Below are 21,784 nucleotides of genomic sequence, written 5' to 3' on the forward strand. Positions count from 1 at the left end.
CCTTGATAGATGTAAATAACTTTGAATATATGAAGATTGGACTTGCTTCACCTGACAAGATTCGTTCTTGGTCATACGGTGAAGTTAAGAAACCAGAAACAATTAACTATCGTACGTTAAAGCCTGAAAAAGATGGCTTGTTCTGTGAGCGTATTTTCGGACCACAAAAGGACTGGGAATGTCATTGCGGAAAATATAAACGTGTACGTTATAAAGGTGTAGTTTGTGATCGATGTGGCGTTGAAGTAACGCGTGCAAAAGTTCGTCGTGAACGTATGGGTCATATCGAATTAGCTGCTCCTGTATCTCATATTTGGTATTTCAAAGGTATCCCGAGCCGCATGGGACTTGTCTTAGACATGTCCCCTCGCGCGCTTGAAGAAGTAATTTATTTCGCTTCTTATGTTGTAACAGAAAGTGGAGATACACCACTTGATAAGAAGCAATTACTTTCTGAAAAAGAATACCGTGCATATCGTGATCGATATGGCAGTACATTCCATGCTGCTATGGGTGCAGAAGCGATTAAAAAATTACTGCAAGACATCGATTTAGATAAAGAAGTAGACTTCTTAAAAGAAGAATTAAAAACAGCACAAGGACAACGCCGTACTCGTGCTATTAAACGTCTAGAAGTATTAGAAGCATTCCGTAACTCTGGAAATCACCCATCTTGGATGATCTTAGAGGTTCTTCCAGTTATCCCACCAGAACTACGCCCAATGGTACAGTTAGATGGTGGACGTTTTGCTACTTCTGACTTAAACGACTTATATCGTCGTGTAATTAACCGTAACAACCGTTTAAAACGTCTATTGGACTTAGGTGCACCAAGCATCATCGTTCAAAACGAAAAACGTATGTTACAAGAAGCTGTAGACGCATTAATCGATAATGGTCGCCGTGGCCGTCCAGTTACTGGACCAGGTAACCGTCCATTAAAATCACTATCTCACATGCTTAAAGGTAAACAAGGACGTTTCCGTCAAAACTTATTAGGTAAACGTGTTGACTACTCTGGCCGTTCTGTAATCGTTGTAGGACCGAACTTAAAGATGTACCAATGTGGATTACCGAAAGAAATGGCACTGGAATTGTTTAAACCTTTCGTTATGAAAGAGTTAGTTGGAAAAGGATTAGCACACAACATTAAGAGTGCTAAACGTAAAATCGAGCGTGTACACCCTGAAGTTTGGGACGTTTTAGAATCTGTGATCAAAGAGCATCCAGTACTTCTAAACCGCGCACCAACACTTCACCGTCTTGGTATCCAGGCGTTTGAACCTACACTAGTAGAAGGTCGTGCAATCCGTCTTCACCCACTTGTATGTACTGCATACAACGCGGACTTTGACGGTGACCAAATGGCGGTTCACGTTCCGTTATCATCAGAGGCACAAGCAGAAGCTCGTATTCTTATGTTAGCGGCACAAAACATCTTGAATCCAAAAGACGGAAAACCAGTTGTTACTCCATCTCAGGATATGGTATTAGGTAACTATTACTTAACACTTGAGCGCGAGGGTGCAATCGGTGAAGGTATGGTCTTCAAAGATGCAAACGAAGCAATACTTGCATACCAAAATGGATATGTACATCTGCACACACGTGTTGCAGTTGCTGCGAGTTCGGTAAATAATGTAACGTTTACTGAAGAGCAAAAGAGTAAGCTTCTATTAACAACAGTTGGTAAATTAATATTTAACGAAATCTTACCAGAGTCGTTCCCTTATATTAATGAACCAACAAACTCAAACCTTGAAAAAGAAACACCAGCGGAATATTTCGTTGAAAAAGGTGCGAACATTAAAGAAATTATTGCTAGTCGCGAAGAAGTGGCACCATTTAGCAAGAAAATCCTTGGTAACATTATTGCGGAAGTATTCAAACGTTTCCAAATTACAGAAACGTCTCGCATGCTTGACCGTATGAAAAACTTAGGATTTAAATACTCTACAAAAGCTGGTATTACAGTTGGGGTATCAGATATTCTTGTATTAGGTGAAAAAGATGAAATTCTCCATGAAGCACAAGCAAAAGTAGATAATGTAATTAAACAATTCCGTCGCGGTTTAATTACGGAAGAAGAACGTTACGATCGCGTTATCTCTATTTGGAGTAATGCAAAAGATGTTATCCAAGGAAAGCTGATGAAATCCTTGAATAAACGCAACCCAATCTTCATGATGAGTGATTCCGGTGCCCGTGGTAACGCATCGAACTTTACTCAGCTTGCTGGTATGCGTGGTCTGATGGCCAATCCATCTGGTCGTATCATTGAGCTTCCGATCAAATCGAGTTTCCGTGAAGGTTTAACAGTACTTGAGTACTTCATCTCTACGCATGGTGCGCGTAAAGGTCTTGCCGATACAGCACTTAAAACTGCCGATTCTGGTTACTTAACACGTCGTCTTGTAGACGTTGCACAAGATGTAATTGTTCGTCAAGATGATTGTGGAACAGATCGCGGTTTACTAATTGGTGCGATTAAAGAGGGTAATGAAGTTATTGAGTCACTATATGATCGTCTTGTTGGACGTTTTGCAAGAAAAACTGTAAAACATCCTGAAACAGGTGAAGTATTAGTTGTTGAAAATCAATTAATTACTGAAGATATTGCTCATATCGTTGAAAAGTCGGGTGTTGAAACTGTAAACATTCGTTCAGCGTTTACGTGTAATACTCGCCATGGTGTATGTAAGAAGTGTTACGGTCGTAACTTAGCAACTGGTACAGACGTAGAAGTAGGAGAAGCGGTAGGTATTATCGCAGCTCAATCTATCGGTGAGCCAGGTACACAGTTAACGATGCGTACGTTCCATACAGGTGGGGTTGCCGGAGATGATATCACACAAGGTTTACCTCGTATCCAAGAGATCTTCGAAGCTCGTAATCCGAAAGGTCAGGCAGTTATCAGTGAAATTGACGGTGTTATCGCAGCGATCAACGATGTTAAAGATCGCCAAGAAGTAGTTGTACAGGGTGAAGTTGAAGCTCGTACGTATGCTATTCCTTACGGTGCTCGTCTGAAAGTAACTCTAGGACAGCCAATTAGCCACGGTAAAGAGTTAACAGAAGGTTCTATTGATCCGAAGGAATTACTAAAAGTAACGGACATTACAGCAGTTCAAGAATACTTATTACGTGAAGTTCAAAAAGTATACCGTATGCAAGGGGTAGAAATTGGTGACAAACACGTAGAAGTAATGGTACGTCAAATGCTACGTAAAGTCCGTGTGAGTGATGCGGGTGAAACAGATGTATTACCAGGAACATTACTAGATATCCATCAGTTTACTGATGCGAATGCGAAGGTGTTACTGAAAGGTAAACAACCAGCAACGGCTAGACCGGTTCTACTTGGTATTACAAAAGCTTCACTTGAGACAGATTCGTTCTTATCTGCGGCGTCATTCCAAGAAACAACTCGTGTTCTAACAGATGCAGCAATTAAAGGTAAACGCGATGAGCTTCTAGGATTGAAAGAGAATGTTATTATCGGTAAGCTTGTTCCTGCTGGAACAGGTATGAATCGTTATCGCAAAGTGGATCTTGTAAAAACAACACAAGATAACATGAATGTAGAAAACGATGAAGTTTATGTGGAACAGTAAAATTTTCCGTCGTAAATTTTGTATAAAAACAGCTAATCCTAGTTGACATTGTATGAGACAAAATGTTACTATAATCAAGGTTGCTCCTGAACGATGCTTTGGAGGATATTTATATGTCTTATCAAAAAGTGTCAAATGCTGAAAATGTAGTCGTTGGTCATAAACGAACATTGGAAGCAATCAAAAATGGTATAGTTAAAGAAGTTGTTATTGCGGAAGATGCTGATGTGCGGTTAACCCATGTTATCATTCGTACTGCCTTGCAACATAACATACCCATAACCAAAGTTGAATCAGTTCGTAAGCTTGGAAAAGTTTCGGGGATTCAAGTGGGAGCTTCAGCAATAGGAATAATAAGTTAAAACTGTTTTTGTGAGGAGAGAGCATTTGCTCTTCCTTGCAAAAACTTTGTTTTCAACTAATAATGAACCACCTGGATATGTGGTCATACAAACATGCGAAGGGAGGATAATCAAATGCCTACTATTAACCAATTAGTGAGAAATGGTCGTACTGATAAAGTATGGAAGTCTAAATCACCTGCGTTAAACAAAGGTTTTAATTCTTTAAAGAAAAAATCAACTGATATCTCTGCACCTCAAAAACGTGGTGTGTGTACTCGTGTTGGTACAATGACTCCGAAGAAACCTAACTCAGCGTTACGTAAATACGCTCGTGTACGTTTAACAAATGGTATTGAAGTTACAGCTTACATCCCAGGTATCGGTCATAACCTACAAGAGCATAGCGTAGTATTAATTCGCGGTGGTCGAGTAAAGGATTTACCAGGGGTACGTTACCACATCGTTCGTGGTGCGCTTGATACAGCTGGTGTTGACAAACGTATGCAAGGACGTTCTAAATATGGTACTAAGCGACCAAAACCTGCTAAAAAATAATAAACTTATAATGAAAGGAGGAACTCAATATGCCTCGTAAAGGACCTGTTGCGAAACGTGACGTGTTACCAGATCCAATGTACAATTCTAAACTTGTAACACGCCTAATCAACAAAATGATGGTTGACGGTAAAAAAGGTAAATCTCAAACAATTCTTTATAACGCTTTCGATATCGTTCGTGAACGTTCAGATAAAGAACCAATGGAAGTATTCGAGCAAGCTCTTAAGAACATCATGCCTGTTCTTGAAGTACGCGCTCGTCGTGTTGGTGGTGCTAACTACCAAGTTCCAGTTGAGGTTCGTCCAGAACGCCGTACAACTTTAGGTCTTCGCTGGTTAGTAAACTATGCTCGTCTTCGTGGTGAAAAAACTATGGAAGAGCGTCTAGCTTACGAAATCTTAGATGCAGCTAACAACGCTGGTGCATCTGTTAAGAAACGTGAAGACACTCATAAAATGGCAGAAGCTAACAAAGCATTTGCTCATTACCGTTGGTAGGATTCAACGTAAAATAGATTATAAGCATAAACCGCTTTATTTGTCGCTTATGGAAGTGTGGAGAGGGAGAATGCCTCTCCCTTTCGTTGGGCGCTCGTTTTACATAATGAGGGTACTGGACACTGGCATATGTAACAATATAAAGTGGCTTTTTTGCTACTTAAAATAAAATAATCCAATCCATATATGGAAGGAGCAAGACACCAAATGACTAGAGAGTTCTCTTTAGAAAACACTCGTAATATTGGTATCATGGCTCACATCGATGCTGGTAAAACAACAGCAACTGAGCGTATTCTGTATTACACAGGACGTATTCATAAAATCGGTGAAACTCATGAAGGTGCATCTCAGATGGACTGGATGGAGCAAGAGCAAGAACGTGGTATCACAATTACTTCTGCTGCAACTACAGCACAATGGAAAGGTCACCGTGTAAATATCATTGACACTCCAGGACACGTAGATTTCACAGTAGAAGTAGAACGTTCTTTACGCGTACTTGATGGCGCAGTAGCAGTACTTGATGCACAATCTGGTGTAGAACCACAAACAGAAACTGTTTGGCGTCAGGCTACTACTTATGGTGTACCTCGTATCGTATTCGTTAACAAAATGGATAAGATTGGTGCAGATTTCTTATACTCTGTAGGAACAATCCACGATCGTTTACAAGCAAACGCACATCCAATTCAGTTACCAATCGGTGCTGAAGATGAGTTCAATGGTATCATTGACCTTGTTGAAGAGTGTGCTTACATGTACTCTAACGATTTAGGAACAGACATCGAGCGTGTCGAAATTCCTGAAGAGCATAAAGAATTAGCTGAAGAATACCGTGGAAAACTTATTGAAGCGGTAGCTGAGCTTGATGAAGAAATGATGATGAAGTACCTAGAAGGTGAAGAAATCACTGTAGAAGAGCTTAAAGCTGGTATCCGTAAGGCTACAACTTCTGTAGAATTCTTCCCAGTAATCTGTGGTTCTGCATTCAAAAATAAAGGTGTTCAAATTCTGTTAGACGCAGTTATCGACTACCTACCATCTCCATTAGATGTACCTGCTATTAAAGGTACTCTTCCGGATACAGATGAAGCTATCGAGCGTAAGTCTAGCGATGAAGAACCATTCGCAGCTTTAGCATTCAAAATCATGACTGATCCTTATGTTGGTAAGTTAACGTTCTTCCGTGTGTACTCTGGTGTGTTAAACTCTGGATCATACGTGAAAAACTCAACTAAAGGTAAGCGTGAGCGTGTAGGTCGTATCCTACAAATGCACGCTAACAGCCGTGAAGAGATTTCAACAGTTTACGCTGGTGATATCGCTGCTGCTGTAGGTTTAAAAGATACTACTACTGGTGATACTCTTTGTGACGAGAAGAGCCTTGTTATCCTTGAGTCTATGGAATTCCCAGAGCCAGTTATCTCTGTAGCTATCGAACCAAAATCTAAAGCTGACCAAGATAAAATGGGTACAGCATTATCTAAGCTTTCTGAAGAAGATCCAACATTCCGTGCTCACACTGACCAAGAAACTGGCCAAACAATCATCGCTGGTATGGGTGAACTTCACCTTGATATCATTGTTGACCGTATGCGCCGTGAATTCAAAGTGGAAGCAAACGTTGGTGCTCCTCAGGTAGCATACCGTGAGACTTTCCGCGCTGCTGCGAAAGTTGAAGGTAAGTTCGCTCGTCAATCTGGTGGTCGTGGACAATTCGGTCACGTTTGGATTGAGTTTGAACCTAATGAAGAAGGTAAAGGATTCGAATTCCAAAACAAGGTAGTCGGTGGTGTAGTTCCACGTGAATACATCCCAGCTGTTGGAGCGGGTCTTGAAGACGCACTTAAAAATGGTGTACTAGCTGGTTATCCACTAGTTGATATTAAAGCTGCGTTAGTTGACGGATCTTACCATGATGTCGATTCATCTGAGATGGCGTTCAAAATCGCTGCATCTATGGCGCTTAAAGCTGCGGTTTCTAAATGTAGCCCAGTAATTCTTGAGCCAATGATGAAAGTTGAAGTTGTAATTCCTGAAGAGTACATGGGTGACATTATGGGCGACGTAACATCTCGTCGTGGACGTGTAGAAGGTATGGAAGCTCGCGGTAACGCTCAAGTTGTTCGCGCTATGGTTCCACTTTCTGAAATGTTCGGTTATGCAACGGCATTACGTTCTAACACTCAAGGACGCGGAACATTCTCGATGACATTTGATCATTATGAAGAAGTACCGAAGTCTGTTTCTGAAGAAATTATTAAAAAAAATAAAGGTGAATAATTGATTTTTATCGATTGTTCAAGTATAACTACTTATGTAAGCTTAGAAAGTGAGACGCAAGTTTCACTTTCTAGTCTAAATATAAAATAACTCATATAAACTAAGGAGGAATTTAGAATGGCTAAAGCTAAATTCGAACGTTCTAAACCCCATGTTAACATCGGTACAATCGGCCACGTTGACCATGGTAAAACTACATTAACTGCTGCGATCACTACAGTTCTTGCAAAAGCTGGTGGTGCTGAAGCACGCGGATACGATCAAATCGACGCTGCTCCAGAAGAAAGAGAGCGCGGAATCACAATCTCAACTGCACACGTTGAGTACGAAACTGAAACTCGTCACTATGCACACGTTGACTGCCCAGGTCATGCTGACTATGTTAAAAACATGATCACTGGTGCTGCTCAAATGGACGGCGGTATCTTAGTAGTATCTGCTGCTGATGGTCCAATGCCTCAAACACGTGAGCACATCCTTCTTTCTCGTCAAGTAGGTGTTCCTTACATCGTTGTATTCTTAAACAAATGCGACATGGTAGATGACGAAGAATTATTAGAATTAGTAGAAATGGAAGTTCGCGACCTATTATCTGAATACGGATTCCCAGGCGACGATATTCCTGTAATTAAAGGTTCTGCTCTTAAAGCTCTTCAAGGAGAAGCTGAGTGGGAAGAAAAAATCATCGAATTAATGACTGAAGTTGATGCTTACATCCCAACTCCAGAACGTGAAACTGACAAACCATTCTTAATGCCTATCGAGGATGTATTCTCTATCACAGGTCGTGGTACAGTTGCAACTGGTCGTGTTGAGCGTGGAATCGTTAAAGTTGGTGACGTAGTAGAAATCATCGGTCTTGCTGAAGAGAATGCTACTACAACTGTAACTGGTGTAGAAATGTTCCGTAAGCTTCTTGACCAAGCTCAAGCTGGAGACAACATCGGTGCTCTACTTCGTGGGGTTGCTCGTGAAGACATCCAACGTGGACAAGTTCTTGCTAAAACTGGCTCTGTAAAAGCACACGCTAAATTCAAAGCTGAGGTTTTCGTATTATCTAAAGAAGAAGGTGGACGTCATACTCCATTCTTCGCTAACTACCGTCCACAGTTCTACTTCCGTACAACTGACGTAACTGGTATCATCCAATTACCAGAAGGTACTGAAATGGTAATGCCTGGTGACAACATCGAAATGACTATCGAACTTATCGCTCCAATCGCTATCGAAGAGGGAACTAAATTCTCTATTCGTGAAGGTGGACGTACAGTAGGTTACGGTGTAGTTGCTACAATCGTTGCTGAGTAGTCTTTAATTAGATTATTAAAAACTCAAGGGATTCTCCCTTGAGTTTTTTTATTGCTTATTACTATAGAAGAAAGAGATGTATTTTCTATTTTTGGATGAGTTTCTTCTATAGTATATAAAACGAAAACAACACCCAAAAACTGTAAGGTGAATAAGAATAGATGAAAACTTGATATTCTTTAAAGTGCCATGTATAATAGCAAAAGTAGAGAAAAGCAGATGCGAACAAAAAGATGCTTGCATCTAGACGAATAACATTGTATAATAGACAATGTTGGTCTTTGACTGCGATGAAGTGGAAGGTTGCTGACACACCCGGCCGCTTTGCCATGGCATGGTGTGGGGAAATTTCCATGGAGAAGGTCTATTTTAGAAATAGGCGAACGAAGGAGGGAAAATAATGGCAAAAGAAAAAATTCGTATCCGTTTAAAAGCTTATGATCACCGTATTCTTGATCAATCAGCTGAGAAAATTGTAGAAACAGCTAAGCGTTCTGGGGCAACAGTTTCTGGTCCGATCCCATTACCAACTGAGAAGACTATTTACACAATTCTTCGTGCTGTTCATAAGTACAAAGATTCTCGTGAACAATTCGAAATGCGCACACACAAACGTCTAATCGACATCGTGAGTCCTACTCCGCAAACAGTAGATTCATTAATGCGTTTAGATTTACCATCTGGTGTAGATATCGAAATCAAACTATAATTCATATAACTTAAAAATGTAGGAGGTGTAACTCATGACCAAAGGAATCTTAGGAAGAAAGATCGGTATGACTCAAGTATTTGCTGAGAACGGTGAGTTAATCCCAGTAACGGTAATCGCTGCTAATCCAAACGTTGTTCTTCAAAAGAAAACAACTGAAACTGATGGCTACAACGCAATTCAGTTAGGATTTGAAGATAAACGTGAAAAGTTAACTAACAAACCTGAACAAGGCCACACTGCTAAAGCATCTACAACTCCTAAGCGCTTCATTCGCGAAATCCGCGATGCAGACGTGGACGGATTAGAGGTTGGTCAAGAGGTAAAAGTTGAAGTTTTCGCTGCAGGTGAAATCGTTGACGTAACAGGAATTTCTAAAGGTAAAGGTTTCCAAGGTGTTATTAAACGCCACGGACAATCTCGCGGACCTATGTCTCATGGTTCTCGCTATCACCGTCGTCCAGGTTCAATGGGGCCAGTTGCTCCGAACCGTGTATTCAAAGGCAAAAAACTTGCTGGACGTATGGGTGGAGACCAAGTTACTATCCAAAACTTAGAAATCGTTCAAGTTGACACTGAGCGCAACTTATTACTAGTAAAAGGTAACGTTCCAGGTGCTAAGAAATCTCTTGTAGTTGTTCAAGGCGCTGTGAAGGTTAGCAAATAATTCACAATAGGAAGGAGGAATTCCAATGCCAAAAGTTACTGTATATAACCAAACTGGTTCACAGGTTGGTGAAATCGAATTAGCTGAAGCTATTTTCGGTATCGAACCAAATGAAGCTGTACTATTTGAAGCTGTAATGATGCAACGTGCATCTTTACGTCAAGGTACACACAAAGTAAAAACTCGCTCTGAAGTTCGCGGTGGTGGTCGTAAACCATGGCGTCAAAAAGGAACTGGACGTGCTCGTCAAGGTTCTATCCGCTCTCCTCAATGGCGTGGTGGTGGTACGGTATTCGGACCTACACCAAGAAGCTATGCGTACAAACTTCCTAAGAAAGTTCGTCGTTTAGCAATCAAATCTGCATTAGCTACTAAAGTAGTTGAGAACAACATTGTAGTTCTTGAGGACCTAGTGTTAAATGCACCAAAAACAAAAGACATGGTAGCAGTACTTAAAGGATTAACTGTTGAGAAGAAAGCTCTTATCGTAACTGCTGATGCAAACGAATCTGTAGAGTTATCTGCTCGCAATATCCCTGGAGTAACAGTAATCACTGCTGATGGCGTAAACGTGCTAGATGTGCTTCATCATGATAAGCTAATCATGACAAAAGCGGCAGTGGAAAAAGTAGAGGAGGTGCTTGCATAATGAGAGATCCTCGTGATATCATTAAGCGCCCAGTTATCACTGAACGTTCTATGGAAATGATGGCTGAAAAAAAATACACGTTCGACGTGGACGTTAAATCTAATAAAACAGAGGTTAAAGACGCTATAGAAGCGATCTTTGGTGTTAATGTAGACAAAGTAAATATCATGAACTACAAGCCGAAAGCAAAACGTGTTGGTCGTCACGCTGGTTTTACTAGCCGTCGTCGTAAAGCAATCGTTAAGCTAACTGCTGACAGCAAAGAAATCGAAATCTTCCAAGGCGTTTAATTCTTACTAAAGAAGGAGGGAAATTGAGATGGGAATTAAAAAGTATAATCCAACTACTAACGGTCGTCGTAACATGACTACGAATGATTTCGCTGAAATCACGACTGACAGACCGGAAAAGTCTTTACTTGCTCCTTTAAGCAAAAAGGCTGGTCGTAATAACCAAGGTAAAATTACTGTACGTCATCAAGGTGGCGGACATAAGCGTCAATACCGTATCATCGACTTTAAGCGTAACAAAGATGGAATTCCAGGACGCGTTGCTACGATCGAATACGATCCAAACCGCTCTGCGAATATCGCATTAATTAACTACGTTGACGGTGAAAAACGTTACATTCTTGCTCCTAAAACTTTAGAAGTAGGTATGGAAGTTATGTCTGGCCCTGAAGCTGACATTAAAATCGGTAACGCATTACCATTAATCAACATTCCAGTAGGTACTGTTGTTCATAATATCGAGCTTAAGCCTGGTCGTGGAGGACAATTAGTCCGTTCTGCTGGTACGTCTGCTCAAGTACTTGGTAAAGAAGGAAAATACGTACTTGTACGTTTAACTTCTGGTGAAGTACGTTTAGTATTATCTGCTTGTCGCGCTTCAATCGGTCAAGTTGGTAACGAACAACACGAACTTATCAAAATCGGTAAAGCAGGTCGCTCTCGCTGGTTAGGTAAGCGCCCAACAGTTCGTGGTTCTGTAATGAACCCGGTTGATCACCCACACGGTGGTGGTGAAGGACGCTCTCCAATCGGACGTAAGTCTCCAATGTCTCCATGGGGTAAACCAACTCTTGGATTCAAGACTCGTAAGAAAAACAAAGCGTCTGATAAATTTATCGTTCGTCGTCGTAAAAAATAATGGGATTGTAGTACGGTTCATTTCAAGAACCGTACGCCAATCACGAAGGGAGGCACCAAAATGGCTCGTAGCTTAAAAAAAGGACCATTTGTCGATGATCACTTAATGAACAAAATGGAAAAATTAGTTGCATCTGAGCAAAAACAAGTTGTTAAAACTTGGTCTCGCCGTTCAACAATCTTCCCTCAGTTCATCGGACATACAATTGCTGTATATGATGGTCGTAAACACGTACCTGTGTACATCACTGAGGATATGGTTGGCCATAAGTTAGGTGAATTCGCACCAACTCGTACGTATAAAGGTCACCTTGCTGACGATAAGAAAACTAGAAGATAATGAGAGGAGGCACTTCAATGCAAGCTAAAGCAGTAGTGAGAACAGTTCGTATTGCTCCTCGTAAGGTTCGTTTAGTAGTAGACTTAATCCGAGGTAAGCAAGTGGGTGAAGCGATTGCTATCCTTAACCACACACCAAAAACTGCTTCTCCAGTTGTAGAAAAAGTTTTAAAATCTGCAATCGCAAATGCAGAGCACAATTATGAGATGGATATTAACAACCTAGTTGTTGAAAAAGTCTTCGTTGACGAAGGTCCAACGTTGAAACGTTTCCGTCCACGTGCAATGGGTCGTGCAAGCCAAATTAACAAACGCACAAGCCACATCACAGTTGTGGTATCAGAAAAGAAGGAGGGATAATCGATGGGTCAGAAGGTTAATCCAATTGGTCTTCGTGTCGGTATTATCCGCGACTGGGAATCTCGTTGGTTCGCTGAGAAAGATTATGCTACGTTATTACATGAAGACATCAAAATCCGTGAGTACATTACTGTACGCTTAAAAGATTCTGCTGTTGCTAAAGTAGAAATCGAACGTGCAGCAAATCGTGTAAATGTTACAATTCACACTGCAAAACCTGGTATGGTAATTGGTAAAGGTGGTACTGAAGTTGAAGCACTTCGTAAAGCTCTTAACCAATTAACAGGCAAGCGTGTACACATTAACATTTTAGAAGTTAAGAGAGCTGATCTTAACGCTAAATTAGTAGGCGAAAACATCGCTCGTCAATTAGAAAACCGTGTATCATTCCGTCGTGCACAAAAGCAAGTTATTCAACGTGCTATGCGTGCAGGAGCAAAAGGTATTAAAACACAGGTTTCTGGTCGTCTTGGCGGAGCTGATATCGCTCGTGCAGAATCTTACAGTGAAGGAACTGTTCCACTTCATACACTTCGCGCTGATATTGACTATGCAGCAGTTGAAGCTGATACAACATACGGTAAATTAGGCGTAAAAGTATGGATCTACCGTGGAGAAGTCCTTCCTACAAAAAAGAAAGCTTCTGAGGAAGGAGGAAAATAATATGTTAATGCCTAAACGCGTAAAATATCGTAGAGAGCATCGTGGTAAAATGCGTGGTCGTGCAAAAGGTGGAACTGAAATCGCTTTTGGTGAATTTGGTTTACAAGCACTAGCTGCTTCATGGATTACAAACCGTCAAATCGAAGCTGCTCGTCGTGCAATGACTCGTCACATGAAACGTGGCGGTAAAGTATGGATTAAAATTTTCCCTTCTAAACCTTACACTGCAAAACCTCTAGAAGTACGTATGGGTTCCGGTAAAGGGGCACCAGAAGGCTGGGTAGCAGTAGTAAAACCTGGGAAAATTATGTTTGAAATTGCGGGTGTATCTGAAGAGGTAGCACGCGAAGCATTACGTCTTGCAGCTCACAAGTTACCTGTGAAATGTAAATTCGTAAAACGTGAAGAAAATGGTGGTGAATCTAATGAAAACTAATGATATTCGTGAATTAACCACTGCCGAAATCGAAACAAAAGTTAAAGCTTTAAAGGAAGAGTTGTTTAATCTTCGCTTCCAACTTGCTACAGGACAATTAGAGAACCCAACTCGCATCCGTGAAGTACGTAAAGCGATTGCTCGTATGAAAACTGTAGTTTGTGAAAGAGAGATCGGAATTAATCGATAAATTGAGGGGAGGTTTGCATAGTGAGCGAACGTAACCAACGCAAAGTTTATACTGGTCGTGTTGTTTCTGACAAAATGGACAAAACGATTACAGTTTTAGTTGAAACTTACAAAACTCATTCCTTATACGGAAAACGTGTTAAGTATTCTAAAAAGTATAAAGCCCATGATGAGCAAAACCAAGCGAAACTTGGCGATATCGTTAAAATCATGGAAACTCGCCCGCTTTCTGCTACTAAGCGTTTCCGTTTAGTTGAAATCGTTGAAGAAGCGGTTGTTATCTAAATAGACGAATCGGAATTTTTAGTCCGAAGGGAGGTTTCATAACATGATCCAACAAGAATCTCGTTTGAAAGTTGCTGACAACTCTGGTGCCCGCGAACTTTTAACAATTAAAGTATTAGGCGGCTCTGGTCGTAAATATGCTTATATTGGTGATATTATCGTTGCTACGGTAAAACAAGCAACACCAGGTGGCGTTGTTAAAAAAGGTGACGTTGTTAAGGCAGTAGTGGTACGTACGAAGAGCGGAGCTCGTCGTCCGGACGGTTCTTACATTAAATTTGATGAAAACGCAGCGGTTATCATCAAAGACGATAAGAGCCCACGTGGTACTCGTATCTTCGGACCAGTAGCTCGTGAATTACGTGATAGCAACTTCATGAAGATCGTTTCTTTAGCTCCAGAAGTTCTATAATTTAAGGTATTGCCTTGCTAAGGAGGTGCAGAATTAAGATGCATGTAAAAAAAGGTGATAAAGTTCAGGTAATCACTGGTAAAGACAAAGGAAAACAAGGTGTTATCCTTGTGGCTTTCCCAAAGCAAAACCGTGTTATCGTTGAGGGTGTTAACATCGTTAAAAAACACTCTAAGCCATCTCAATTAAATCCACAAGGTGGAATTATTACGAAAGAAGCACCTATTCACGTTTCTAATGTTATGGTATTAGATCCGAAAACAGGCGAACCTACTCGCGTAGGCTTCAAAGTAGAAGATGGTAAAAAAGTGCGTATTGCAAAAAAATCTGGTGAATTATTAGATAAATAATTTTCTTAAGAAAGGAGGTCACTTCATTGAATCGCCTTAAAGAGAAGTTCCAAAAGGAAATTACTCCTGCTCTAATGAGCAAGTTTAACTATAAATCTGTGATGGAAGTACCGAAAATCGAAAAGATCGTAATCAACACTGGTGTTGGTGACGCGGTATCTAACTCAAAAGCTTTAGACAATGCAGTAGAAGAATTAACTCAAATCGCAGGTCAAAAACCTGTTGTAACTCGCGCTAAAAAATCAATCGCTGGTTTCCGTCTTCGTGAAGGTATGCCAATCGGTGCGAAAGTAACTTTACGCGGTCAGCAAATGTATGAGTTCTTCGACAAATTAGTATCAGTTTCTTTACCACGTGTACGTGATTTCCGTGGTGTTTCTAAGAAATCATTTGATGGTCGTGGGAACTACACATTAGGTGTTAAAGAGCAACTAATTTTCCCTGAGATTGATTATGATAAAGTAAGTAAAGTCCGAGGTATGGACATCGTAATCGTTACTACAGCGAAAACTGATGAAGAAGCTCGTGAACTTTTAACACAATTCGGTATGCCATTCCAAAAATAATGGAAGCCAACGCTAAGTAGAGGAGGCGAAAACGTGGCTAAAAAATCTATGATCGCGAAACAAAAGCGTACTCCTAAGTTTAAAGTACAAGAGTATACACGTTGCGAACGCTGCGGTCGTCCGCATTCTGTATACCGCAAATTTAAGCTTTGCCGTATTTGTTTCCGTGAACTTGCATATAAAGGTCAAATTCCTGGTGTTAAAAAAGCTAGTTGGTAAAACCCACAAATGGGAAGGAGGTAAAACACATGGTGATGACAGATCCAATTGCAGACATGCTTACTCGCATCCGTAATGCGAATATGGTACGTCATGAGAAATTAGAGGTTCCTGCTTCTAAAATCAAAAAAGAGATCGCTGATCTTTTAAAACGTGAAGGTTTCATTCGTGATGTAGAATACATCGGGGATAACAAACAAGGTATCCTTCGTATTTTCCTGAAATATGGTGCAAACAATGAACGTGTAATCACTGGATTAAAGCGTATCAGTAAGCCTGGCTTACGCGTTTACGCAAAAGCTGATGAAGTACCTCGTGTACTTAACGGATTAGGTATCGCTCTTGTTTCTACATCTAAGGGAGTAATGACAGACAAAGATGCTCGTCAATTACAAACTGGTGGAGAAGTAGTAGCATACGTTTGGTAATATATATTTAAAACGAACGGAGGTGTGACCACATGTCTCGTATTGGTAAAAAGATTCTTGAAATCCCTGCAGGTGTTACTATTACAGTTGCAGAAGACAATACTGTAACAGTAAAAGGCCCTAAAGGTGAATTAACTCGTACTTTCAAAACTGATATGTCTATCAAAATTGAAGAAAATACACTAACAGTTGAGCGTCCATCTGAACAGAAGGAACACCGTGCATTACACGGTACAACTCGTGCTTTAATCGGAAACATGGTTGAAGGTGTTACTACAGGTTTTGCACGCGGACTTGAATTAGTCGGTGTTGGTTACCGTGCTCAAAAACAAGGTGATAAACTTGTTTTAAGCGTAGGTTATTCTCATCCAGTAGAAATGACTCCAGAAGCAGGACTTGAAGTTGAAGTACCTGTACCAACTAAAATCGTAATTAAAGGTATCGACAAGCAACGTGTTGGCGAATTTGCTGCTAACATCCGTGCTGTACGTGCTCCTGAGCCATATAAAGGTAAAGGTATTCGTTACGAAGGCGAAGTTGTTCGTCGTAAAGAAGGTAAAACTGCTAAGTAAACCCGTTAGGTGAAAGAAAGGAGTGACAAGAATGATCACTAAAGCTGCTAAAAATGCGACTCGTAAGAAAAGACATGCACGTGTACGTGCTAAACTTACTGGTACTGCAGAACGTCCACGTTTAAACGTGTACCGTTCTAACCAACATATTTACGCTCAAGTTATTGATGATGTAAATGGTGTAACATTAGTAAGTGCATCTACTCTTGATAAAGACCTTGCTCTTAACGGTACTAGCAATACTGAAGCTGCTACGAAAGTTGGAGAATCAGTTGCTAAGCGTGCTGTAGAGAAAGGCGTTAAAGAAGTAGTATTTGATCGCGGTGGTTACTTATACCATGGCCGTGTTAAAGCTCTAGCTGAAGCTGCTCGTGAGGCTGGATTACAATTTTAATGGTCAAAGGAGGGAAAATTGATGCAACGCATTGACCCAAGTAAATTAGAACTTGAAGAACGTGTAGTTACGATAAATCGTGTCGCGAAAGTTGTTAAGGGTGGTCGTCGTTTCCGCTTTGCTGCACTAGTTGTAGTTGGCGATAAAAACGGTCATGTTGGATTCGGTACTGGTAAAGCACAAGAGGTACCAGACGCAATCCGTAAAGCTATCGAAGACGCTAAGAAAAACCTAATCGCAGTACCATTAGTTGGTACAACAATTCCACATACAATCAACGGTCATTTTGGAGCTGGTGAAGTATTCTTAAAACCTGCTGCTGAGGGTACTGGTGTTATTGCTGGTGGACCTGTTCGTGCGGTACTAGAATTAGCTGGTGTACAAGATATTCTTTCGAAATCTCTTGGTACTAACACACCAATCAACATGATTCGCGCTACTGTGAACGGATTAAGCGAACTTAAGCGCGCTGAAGATGTTGCAAAATTACGCGGTAAATCTGTAGAAGAGCTACTAGGTTAAGGAGGGAAAACAAATGGCGAAAAAGTTAGAAATTACCCTCACTCGTAGTGTAATTGGTCGTCCACAAGATCAACGTGCGACGGTAGAAGCTTTAGGTCTTAAAAAGTTGAATTCAACTGTAGTTAAGGAAGAAACTCCTGCTATTCTTGGTATGATCAACAAAGTTTCTCACCTTATAACTGTAAAAGAAGCTTAAGGATAACTCATTAATATAAGGAGGTGCCTGGGAATGAAACTTCATGAATTAAAACCTGCAGAAGGTTCTCGTAAAGTACGTAACCGTGTCGGTCGTGGTATCGGTTCTGGTAACGGTAAAACTGCTGGTAGAGGTCATAAAGGACAAAACGCACGTTCTGGCGGCGGTGTTCGTCTTGGCTTCGAAGGTGGTCAAACTCCACTATTCCGTCGTTTACCAAAACGCGGCTTCACAAACATTAACCGTAAAGAGTTTACTATTGTAAACTTATCAACGTTAAATCGTTTTGAAGATGGTACAGAAGTAACACCTGAATTATTGCTGGAAACTGGCGTTATCAGCAAGTTAAACGACGGTGTTAAAATTCTTGCAAGCGGAGCAGTAGAGAAAAAATTAACTGTTAAAGCGCACAAGTTCTCTTCAAGTGCTAAAGAAGCAATTGAAGCAGCTGGCGGATCAGTTGAGGTGATCTAATGTTTCGTACAATCTCCAACTTTATGCGCGTTGCTGAGATAAGACGTAAAATATTATTCACTTTAGCCATGTTAGTCGTATTCAGGATTGGCACGTTTATCCCAGTGCCATTTACAAATGGAGACGTACTGAAAGCACAAGATCAATTAAATGCCTTAGGTATCCTAAATACATTTGGCGGTGGCGCCTTGAAGAACTTCTCCATCTTCGCGATGGGAATCATGCCGTATATTACAGCATCCATCATCGTGCAATTATTGCAGATGGATGTTGTTCCTAAATTTTCGGAATGGTCGAAGCAAGGCGAAATGGGCCGTCGTAAACTAACGCAATTCACGCGTTACTTTACAATTGTTCTTGCGTTTATTCAGGGGTTTGGTATGTCAATCGGTTTTAACGGTATGGTAGGTGGGCAATTAATTTTGAATCCAGGTTGGAGCACTTATTTATACATTGCTACGGTACTGACTGCTGGTACTGCATTTTTAATGTGGTTAGGTGAACAGATTACAGCTAAAGGTGTAGGTAATGGTATTTCCATTCTTATCTTTGGTGGTATTGCCGCAGCGATCCCAAGTGTTATATCTCAAGTGTATCAACAACAGTTTCAAAATATCGGAGATCAATTGTTCATGAGTATCGTTAAAGTTGCATTGATTTTACTAGCTGTGCTAGCAGTTATTGTTGGTGTTATTTTCATTCAACAGGCTGTTAGAAAGATCCCAATTCAATACGCGAAGCGTGTAACAGGAGGGAATGGGAATCATGCTGGAGCACAAAACACTCATTTACCACTTAAGGTAAATAGTGCGGGTGTTATTCCAGTCATTTTTGCTGTTTCATTCTTAATTACGCCTCCAACTATTGCACAGTTCTTCCCGAAACATGATGTGTCGCAGTGGATTATTGCAAACTTTAACTATTCTCACCCAGTGGGAATGATCATATATGTTGCGCTCATTGTAGCCTTCACATATTTCTATGCATTTGTTCAGGTTAATCCAGAGCAAATGTCAGAGAATCTAAACAAGCAAGGTGGATATGTTCCAGGTATTCGTCCGGGTAAGAATACAGAACAATATCTAACAAAAATCTTGTATCGTTTGACCTTTGTGGGATCAATTTTCCTAGCAGCGATTGCAATCTTACCAGTTATCTTTACGAAATTGGGAAATCTTCCTCCATCTGCACAGATTGGTGGAACGAGTATGTTAATCGTTGTCGGCGTTGCTTTAGAAACAATGAAGCAGCTAGAAAGCCAATTGGTAAAACGCCATTACAAAGGGTTTATCAAGCAGTGAGTAAGTGGGAAGAACTGTCTTCCCTACATGCTCATGTACTGAGGGGGAACAAGGATGAACTTGATTTTAATGGGGCTTCCTGGTGCTGGTAAAGGTACACAAGCCGAACAGATTGTTGCCAAGTATAACATCCCTCACATCTCAACAGGAGATATGTTCCGTGCAGCTATGAAGGCTGAAACTGAACTTGGTTTACAAGCAAAATCTTTTATTGATAAAGGTGCGCTTGTTCCAGATGAAGTTACAATTGGAATTGTTCGTGAACGTTTAAGCCAAGAAGACTGTATTAAAGGCTTCTTATTAGATGGTTTCCCACGAACTGTTGCACAAGCATCAGCTCTTGAAGAGATTATGAAAGATCTTGGCAAAAAAATCGACTATGTTTTAAACATTAATGTGGATTCAGGGTTGTTATTAACACGCCTTACAGGCCGTCGCATTTGTAAAGAATGCGGTGCGACTTACCACTTAGAATTCAATCCGCCAGCAAAAGCTGATGTGTGCGATAAATGTGGTGGCGAATTATATCAACGCTCTGATGACAATGAAGAAACTGTAGCAAATCGTTTAGATGTAAATATTAAGCAAACAAAACCTTTGCTTGATTTCTACGAGGAGCTTGGCTACTTACAAAGCATTAATGGTGAGCAAGGTATCAATAAAGTATTTGCTGATATCGATGTTCTCATCGGAGACTTAGCGTAATGATCATCTGCAAAACTCCTCGCGAGATAGAAATCATGCGAGAAGCTGGCAGGATCGTTGCTTTAACTCATCAAGAGTTGAAACAACATATTACTCCAGGAATTACAACGAAAGAGCTCGATCAAATAGCGGAAAAGACGATTCGAAAATATGGTGCTACGCCATCTTTTAAAGGATACAACGGATTTCCGGGGAGCATTTGTGCTTCTGTAAATGAAGAGCTTGTACACGGGATTCCAGGGAAGCGTAAGCTCGAAGAGGGCGATATCATCAGTATCGATATTGGTGCGAAATACAATGGGTACCATGGAGATTCTGCATGGACGTATCCAGTTGGAAACATTTCTGAATCTGTTCAAAAGCTACTTGATGTCACAGAAAAATCGTTGTATCTTGGTCTAGAACAAGTAAAACCAGGCGAAAGATTATCAAATATCTCGCATGTGGTTCAAACACATGCTGAAGAGAATGGGTTCTCGATCGTTAGGGAGTATGTTGGTCACGGAATCGGGCAAGACTTACATGAGGACCCTCAAATCCCGCACTATGGTCCACCAAATAGAGGCCCTAGATTAAAGCCGGGAATGGTCATCTGTGTTGAGCCGATGGTGAATCAAGGAAGACGATATGTAAAAACACTATCTGATGACTGGACAGTGGTAACGGTAGATGGTAAATGGTGTGCCCATTTTGAGCACACGATTGCTCTTACAGAAGCAGGATACGAAATCCTTACCACTTTATAAGTAGCTGGCTCTCCGGGATTTCAGAGCAGTGTAAAATGTTACTGATTTGAAGAAGGGAGAACTATTGAATGGCTAAAGATGATGTAATTGAAGTCGAAGGTACCGTTCTTGAAACGTTGCCAAATGCTATGTTCAAAGTAGAATTAGAGAATGGGCATGTCGTATTGGCTCACGTTTCTGGTAAAATCCGTATGAACTTCATTCGTATTTTACCAGGAGACAAAGTTACGGTAGAATTATCTCCGTACGATTTAAATCGTGGTCGTATTACGTACCGTTTTAAATAATATAGCACTCCGTAATCTTTAAGGAGGTTCGAGACATGAAAGTAAGACCGTCAGTTAAACCAATCTGCGAAAAATGTAAAGTTATTCGTAGACGTGGAAAAGTAATGGTTATTTGTGAAAACCCTAAACATAAACAAAAACAAGGTTAATCAGAAGGAGGTGCATTCAGAATGGCACGTATCGCAGGTGTAGATATTCCTCGTGACAAGCGCGTTGTTATTTCTTTAACTTACGTATTCGGCATTGGTCGCACAACTGCTGAAAAAATTATTACAGAAGCTGGTATTTCTTCGGAAACACGAGTTCGTGATTTATCGGAAGATGAATTAGGACGTATCCGTGATATCATCGATCGTATTAAAGTTGAGGGAGACCTTCGTCGTGAAGTATCTCTTAATATTAAACGTCTAATGGAGATCGGTTCTTACCGTGGTCTTCGTCACCGTCGTGGTTTACCAGTTCGTGGTCAAAACTCTAAAAACAATGCTCGTACACGTAAAGGTCCACGTCGTACAGTAGCAAATAAAAAGAAATAATAAGTAAAGGAGGTTGAACTAACA

The 21,784-nt window shown here is 40.7% G+C and carries 33 protein-coding genes; all 33 read left to right on the forward strand.

The window, feature by feature from the left end:
* The first annotated feature begins 2 nt into the window (after positions 1-2).
* The 33 genes from rpoC to rpsM all read left to right on the forward strand — a co-directional run bounded on the left by rpoC (position 3) and on the right by rpsM (position 21,760).
* Positions 3-3,614 (forward strand): DNA-directed RNA polymerase subunit beta', encoded by a 3,612-nt coding sequence (rpoC, locus tag ABH959_RS27535; RefSeq protein ID WP_002009783.1) that lies wholly within the window; start codon positions 3-5, stop codon positions 3,612-3,614.
* Positions 3,615-3,727: 113 nt separating this feature from the next.
* Positions 3,728-3,976 carry a 50S ribosomal protein L7ae-like protein gene (locus ABH959_RS27540; RefSeq protein WP_000121833.1) on the forward strand — a complete coding sequence of 83 codons (249 nt, stop codon included), beginning with the start codon at positions 3,728-3,730 and terminating at the stop codon, positions 3,974-3,976.
* A gap of 114 nt (positions 3,977-4,090) precedes the next feature.
* The gene (gene rpsL / locus ABH959_RS27545) at positions 4,091-4,513 is read left to right on the forward strand and encodes a 30S ribosomal protein S12 (protein ID WP_001142341.1); all 423 of its coding nucleotides are present in this window, start codon (positions 4,091-4,093) and stop codon (positions 4,511-4,513) included.
* 29 nt (positions 4,514-4,542) lie between these two features.
* Positions 4,543-5,013, forward strand: coding sequence for a 30S ribosomal protein S7 (gene rpsG, locus ABH959_RS27550; RefSeq protein WP_001137492.1), 471 nt, complete (start codon positions 4,543-4,545; stop codon positions 5,011-5,013).
* A 207-nt stretch (positions 5,014-5,220) separates the two neighbouring features.
* Positions 5,221-7,299 carry an elongation factor G gene (gene fusA, locus ABH959_RS27555; protein ID WP_113938449.1) on the forward strand — a complete coding sequence of 693 codons (2,079 nt, stop codon included), beginning with the start codon at positions 5,221-5,223 and terminating at the stop codon, positions 7,297-7,299.
* Between the two features lie 117 nt (positions 7,300-7,416).
* Entirely contained in the window at positions 7,417-8,607 is a 1,191-nt protein-coding gene (tuf, locus tag ABH959_RS27560) for an elongation factor Tu (protein ID WP_002009778.1), read from the forward strand.
* A gap of 400 nt (positions 8,608-9,007) precedes the next feature.
* Complete coding sequence (gene rpsJ, locus ABH959_RS27565) at positions 9,008-9,316, forward strand: 30S ribosomal protein S10 (RefSeq protein WP_001040595.1); 309 nt, start codon at positions 9,008-9,010, stop codon at positions 9,314-9,316.
* 34 nt (positions 9,317-9,350) lie between these two features.
* Positions 9,351-9,983: a 50S ribosomal protein L3 gene (rplC, locus tag ABH959_RS27570; protein ID WP_000160209.1), complete on the forward strand. Its 633-nt coding sequence runs from the start codon at positions 9,351-9,353 to the stop codon at positions 9,981-9,983.
* A gap of 25 nt (positions 9,984-10,008) precedes the next feature.
* Positions 10,009-10,632 carry a 50S ribosomal protein L4 gene (gene rplD / locus ABH959_RS27575; RefSeq protein ID WP_001127261.1) on the forward strand — a complete coding sequence of 208 codons (624 nt, stop codon included), beginning with the start codon at positions 10,009-10,011 and terminating at the stop codon, positions 10,630-10,632.
* A complete protein-coding gene (rplW, locus tag ABH959_RS27580) occupies positions 10,632-10,922 on the forward strand; it encodes a 50S ribosomal protein L23 (RefSeq protein ID WP_001205557.1) in 291 nt (96 codons plus the stop codon). Before rplD ends, rplW begins: the two co-directional genes overlap by 1 nt.
* Positions 10,923-10,950: 28 nt before the next feature.
* A complete protein-coding gene (gene rplB, locus ABH959_RS27585) occupies positions 10,951-11,781 on the forward strand; it encodes a 50S ribosomal protein L2 (protein ID WP_000511584.1) in 831 nt (276 codons plus the stop codon).
* Between the two features lie 60 nt (positions 11,782-11,841).
* Positions 11,842-12,120 carry a 30S ribosomal protein S19 gene (gene rpsS, locus ABH959_RS27590; RefSeq protein ID WP_000124452.1) on the forward strand — a complete coding sequence of 93 codons (279 nt, stop codon included), beginning with the start codon at positions 11,842-11,844 and terminating at the stop codon, positions 12,118-12,120.
* 17 nt (positions 12,121-12,137) lie between these two features.
* Positions 12,138-12,479 (forward strand): 50S ribosomal protein L22, encoded by a 342-nt coding sequence (gene rplV / locus ABH959_RS27595; RefSeq protein WP_002009773.1) that lies wholly within the window; start codon positions 12,138-12,140, stop codon positions 12,477-12,479.
* Between the two features lie 3 nt (positions 12,480-12,482).
* On the forward strand, positions 12,483-13,142 hold the full coding sequence (gene rpsC / locus ABH959_RS27600; RefSeq protein WP_002009771.1) for a 30S ribosomal protein S3: 660 nt from the start codon (positions 12,483-12,485) through the stop codon (positions 13,140-13,142).
* A 1-nt stretch (position 13,143) separates the two neighbouring features.
* The gene (gene rplP, locus ABH959_RS27605; protein ID WP_002063419.1) at positions 13,144-13,578 is read left to right on the forward strand and encodes a 50S ribosomal protein L16; all 435 of its coding nucleotides are present in this window, start codon (positions 13,144-13,146) and stop codon (positions 13,576-13,578) included.
* Entirely contained in the window at positions 13,568-13,768 is a 201-nt protein-coding gene (gene rpmC / locus ABH959_RS27610) for a 50S ribosomal protein L29 (protein WP_002091523.1), read from the forward strand. The genes rplP and rpmC overlap by 11 nt, the downstream gene beginning before the upstream one ends.
* A gap of 20 nt (positions 13,769-13,788) precedes the next feature.
* Positions 13,789-14,052: a 30S ribosomal protein S17 gene (gene rpsQ, locus ABH959_RS27615; protein WP_002091526.1), complete on the forward strand. Its 264-nt coding sequence runs from the start codon at positions 13,789-13,791 to the stop codon at positions 14,050-14,052.
* Between the two features lie 43 nt (positions 14,053-14,095).
* Positions 14,096-14,464, forward strand: a complete 369-nt coding sequence (gene rplN / locus ABH959_RS27620; RefSeq protein WP_002063420.1) for a 50S ribosomal protein L14 — start codon at positions 14,096-14,098, stop codon at positions 14,462-14,464.
* A 38-nt stretch (positions 14,465-14,502) separates the two neighbouring features.
* On the forward strand, positions 14,503-14,814 hold the full coding sequence (gene rplX, locus ABH959_RS27625; RefSeq protein ID WP_000558201.1) for a 50S ribosomal protein L24: 312 nt from the start codon (positions 14,503-14,505) through the stop codon (positions 14,812-14,814).
* Positions 14,815-14,840: 26 nt separating this feature from the next.
* On the forward strand, positions 14,841-15,380 hold the full coding sequence (rplE, locus tag ABH959_RS27630; RefSeq protein WP_002091528.1) for a 50S ribosomal protein L5: 540 nt from the start codon (positions 14,841-14,843) through the stop codon (positions 15,378-15,380).
* A 33-nt stretch (positions 15,381-15,413) separates the two neighbouring features.
* Complete coding sequence (rpsN, locus tag ABH959_RS27635) at positions 15,414-15,599, forward strand: 30S ribosomal protein S14 (protein WP_001085700.1); 186 nt, start codon at positions 15,414-15,416, stop codon at positions 15,597-15,599.
* A gap of 29 nt (positions 15,600-15,628) precedes the next feature.
* Entirely contained in the window at positions 15,629-16,027 is a 399-nt protein-coding gene (gene rpsH / locus ABH959_RS27640; RefSeq protein WP_002091529.1) for a 30S ribosomal protein S8, read from the forward strand.
* Between the two features lie 32 nt (positions 16,028-16,059).
* Positions 16,060-16,599: a 50S ribosomal protein L6 gene (gene rplF / locus ABH959_RS27645; RefSeq protein ID WP_002063425.1), complete on the forward strand. Its 540-nt coding sequence runs from the start codon at positions 16,060-16,062 to the stop codon at positions 16,597-16,599.
* Positions 16,600-16,630: 31 nt separating this feature from the next.
* Positions 16,631-16,993: a 50S ribosomal protein L18 gene (rplR, locus tag ABH959_RS27650; protein ID WP_002009761.1), complete on the forward strand. Its 363-nt coding sequence runs from the start codon at positions 16,631-16,633 to the stop codon at positions 16,991-16,993.
* Between the two features lie 21 nt (positions 16,994-17,014).
* Positions 17,015-17,515: a 30S ribosomal protein S5 gene (gene rpsE / locus ABH959_RS27655; RefSeq protein ID WP_002063426.1), complete on the forward strand. Its 501-nt coding sequence runs from the start codon at positions 17,015-17,017 to the stop codon at positions 17,513-17,515.
* Positions 17,516-17,528: 13 nt separating this feature from the next.
* Positions 17,529-17,711 carry a 50S ribosomal protein L30 gene (rpmD, locus tag ABH959_RS27660; protein WP_001085231.1) on the forward strand — a complete coding sequence of 61 codons (183 nt, stop codon included), beginning with the start codon at positions 17,529-17,531 and terminating at the stop codon, positions 17,709-17,711.
* A 33-nt stretch (positions 17,712-17,744) separates the two neighbouring features.
* Positions 17,745-18,185, forward strand: a complete 441-nt coding sequence (gene rplO / locus ABH959_RS27665) for a 50S ribosomal protein L15 (protein WP_002009754.1) — start codon at positions 17,745-17,747, stop codon at positions 18,183-18,185.
* Positions 18,185-19,486 (forward strand): preprotein translocase subunit SecY, encoded by a 1,302-nt coding sequence (secY, locus tag ABH959_RS27670; protein ID WP_002124688.1) that lies wholly within the window; start codon positions 18,185-18,187, stop codon positions 19,484-19,486. Before rplO ends, secY begins: the two co-directional genes overlap by 1 nt.
* A 54-nt stretch (positions 19,487-19,540) precedes the next feature.
* Positions 19,541-20,191: an adenylate kinase gene (locus ABH959_RS27675; RefSeq protein WP_113938448.1), complete on the forward strand. Its 651-nt coding sequence runs from the start codon at positions 19,541-19,543 to the stop codon at positions 20,189-20,191.
* Positions 20,191-20,937: a type I methionyl aminopeptidase gene (gene map / locus ABH959_RS27680; RefSeq protein WP_113938447.1), complete on the forward strand. Its 747-nt coding sequence runs from the start codon at positions 20,191-20,193 to the stop codon at positions 20,935-20,937. The genes ABH959_RS27675 and map overlap by 1 nt, the downstream gene beginning before the upstream one ends.
* 68 nt (positions 20,938-21,005) lie before the next feature.
* The gene (infA, locus tag ABH959_RS27685) at positions 21,006-21,224 is read left to right on the forward strand and encodes a translation initiation factor IF-1 (protein ID WP_001029884.1); all 219 of its coding nucleotides are present in this window, start codon (positions 21,006-21,008) and stop codon (positions 21,222-21,224) included.
* A gap of 35 nt (positions 21,225-21,259) precedes the next feature.
* Complete coding sequence (gene rpmJ, locus ABH959_RS27690; protein WP_000868344.1) at positions 21,260-21,373, forward strand: 50S ribosomal protein L36; 114 nt, start codon at positions 21,260-21,262, stop codon at positions 21,371-21,373.
* 21 nt (positions 21,374-21,394) lie between these two features.
* Entirely contained in the window at positions 21,395-21,760 is a 366-nt protein-coding gene (gene rpsM, locus ABH959_RS27695; protein ID WP_002063431.1) for a 30S ribosomal protein S13, read from the forward strand.
* The last annotated feature ends 24 nt before the right edge of the window (positions 21,761-21,784 follow it).

The sequence above is a fragment of the Bacillus sp. RC51 genome (assembly GCF_044908115.1).
In the GTDB taxonomy this organism is placed as follows: Bacteria; Bacillota; Bacilli; order Bacillales; family Bacillaceae_G; genus Bacillus_A; species Bacillus_A mycoides.

What these genes read in the sequence shown, in the direction of transcription:
- rpsH (WP_002091529.1), top strand. Translation starts at nt 15,629, where the DNA reads ATGGTGATGACAGATCCAATTGCAGACATGCTTACTCGCATCCGTAAT.
- rplF (WP_002063425.1), top strand. Translation starts at nt 16,060, where the DNA reads ATGTCTCGTATTGGTAAAAAGATTCTTGAAATCCCTGCAGGTGTTACT.
- fusA (WP_113938449.1), top strand. Translation starts at nt 5,221, where the DNA reads ATGACTAGAGAGTTCTCTTTAGAAAACACTCGTAATATTGGTATCATG.
- rplD (WP_001127261.1), top strand. Translation starts at nt 10,009, where the DNA reads ATGCCAAAAGTTACTGTATATAACCAAACTGGTTCACAGGTTGGTGAA.
- rplB (WP_000511584.1), top strand. Translation starts at nt 10,951, where the DNA reads ATGGGAATTAAAAAGTATAATCCAACTACTAACGGTCGTCGTAACATG.
- rplW (WP_001205557.1), top strand. Translation starts at nt 10,632, where the DNA reads ATGAGAGATCCTCGTGATATCATTAAGCGCCCAGTTATCACTGAACGT.
- rplX (WP_000558201.1), top strand. Translation starts at nt 14,503, where the DNA reads ATGCATGTAAAAAAAGGTGATAAAGTTCAGGTAATCACTGGTAAAGAC.
- rpmJ (WP_000868344.1), top strand. Translation starts at nt 21,260, where the DNA reads ATGAAAGTAAGACCGTCAGTTAAACCAATCTGCGAAAAATGTAAAGTT.
- infA (WP_001029884.1), top strand. Translation starts at nt 21,006, where the DNA reads ATGGCTAAAGATGATGTAATTGAAGTCGAAGGTACCGTTCTTGAAACG.
- rpsG (WP_001137492.1), top strand. Translation starts at nt 4,543, where the DNA reads ATGCCTCGTAAAGGACCTGTTGCGAAACGTGACGTGTTACCAGATCCA.
- secY (WP_002124688.1), top strand. Translation starts at nt 18,185, where the DNA reads ATGTTTCGTACAATCTCCAACTTTATGCGCGTTGCTGAGATAAGACGT.
- tuf (WP_002009778.1), top strand. Translation starts at nt 7,417, where the DNA reads ATGGCTAAAGCTAAATTCGAACGTTCTAAACCCCATGTTAACATCGGT.
- rplN (WP_002063420.1), top strand. Translation starts at nt 14,096, where the DNA reads ATGATCCAACAAGAATCTCGTTTGAAAGTTGCTGACAACTCTGGTGCC.
- rplO (WP_002009754.1), top strand. Translation starts at nt 17,745, where the DNA reads ATGAAACTTCATGAATTAAAACCTGCAGAAGGTTCTCGTAAAGTACGT.
- rpsE (WP_002063426.1), top strand. Translation starts at nt 17,015, where the DNA reads ATGCAACGCATTGACCCAAGTAAATTAGAACTTGAAGAACGTGTAGTT.
- rplP (WP_002063419.1), top strand. Translation starts at nt 13,144, where the DNA reads ATGTTAATGCCTAAACGCGTAAAATATCGTAGAGAGCATCGTGGTAAA.
- rpsL (WP_001142341.1), top strand. Translation starts at nt 4,091, where the DNA reads ATGCCTACTATTAACCAATTAGTGAGAAATGGTCGTACTGATAAAGTA.
- rpsC (WP_002009771.1), top strand. Translation starts at nt 12,483, where the DNA reads ATGGGTCAGAAGGTTAATCCAATTGGTCTTCGTGTCGGTATTATCCGC.
- rpsS (WP_000124452.1), top strand. Translation starts at nt 11,842, where the DNA reads ATGGCTCGTAGCTTAAAAAAAGGACCATTTGTCGATGATCACTTAATG.
- rplR (WP_002009761.1), top strand. Translation starts at nt 16,631, where the DNA reads ATGATCACTAAAGCTGCTAAAAATGCGACTCGTAAGAAAAGACATGCA.
- rplC (WP_000160209.1), top strand. Translation starts at nt 9,351, where the DNA reads ATGACCAAAGGAATCTTAGGAAGAAAGATCGGTATGACTCAAGTATTT.
- rplV (WP_002009773.1), top strand. Translation starts at nt 12,138, where the DNA reads ATGCAAGCTAAAGCAGTAGTGAGAACAGTTCGTATTGCTCCTCGTAAG.
- ABH959_RS27540 (WP_000121833.1), top strand. Translation starts at nt 3,728, where the DNA reads ATGTCTTATCAAAAAGTGTCAAATGCTGAAAATGTAGTCGTTGGTCAT.
- rpmD (WP_001085231.1), top strand. Translation starts at nt 17,529, where the DNA reads ATGGCGAAAAAGTTAGAAATTACCCTCACTCGTAGTGTAATTGGTCGT.
- map (WP_113938447.1), top strand. Translation starts at nt 20,191, where the DNA reads ATGATCATCTGCAAAACTCCTCGCGAGATAGAAATCATGCGAGAAGCT.
- rpsM (WP_002063431.1), top strand. Translation starts at nt 21,395, where the DNA reads ATGGCACGTATCGCAGGTGTAGATATTCCTCGTGACAAGCGCGTTGTT.
- rpsJ (WP_001040595.1), top strand. Translation starts at nt 9,008, where the DNA reads ATGGCAAAAGAAAAAATTCGTATCCGTTTAAAAGCTTATGATCACCGT.
- ABH959_RS27675 (WP_113938448.1), top strand. Translation starts at nt 19,541, where the DNA reads ATGAACTTGATTTTAATGGGGCTTCCTGGTGCTGGTAAAGGTACACAA.
- rpmC (WP_002091523.1), top strand. Translation starts at nt 13,568, where the DNA reads ATGAAAACTAATGATATTCGTGAATTAACCACTGCCGAAATCGAAACA.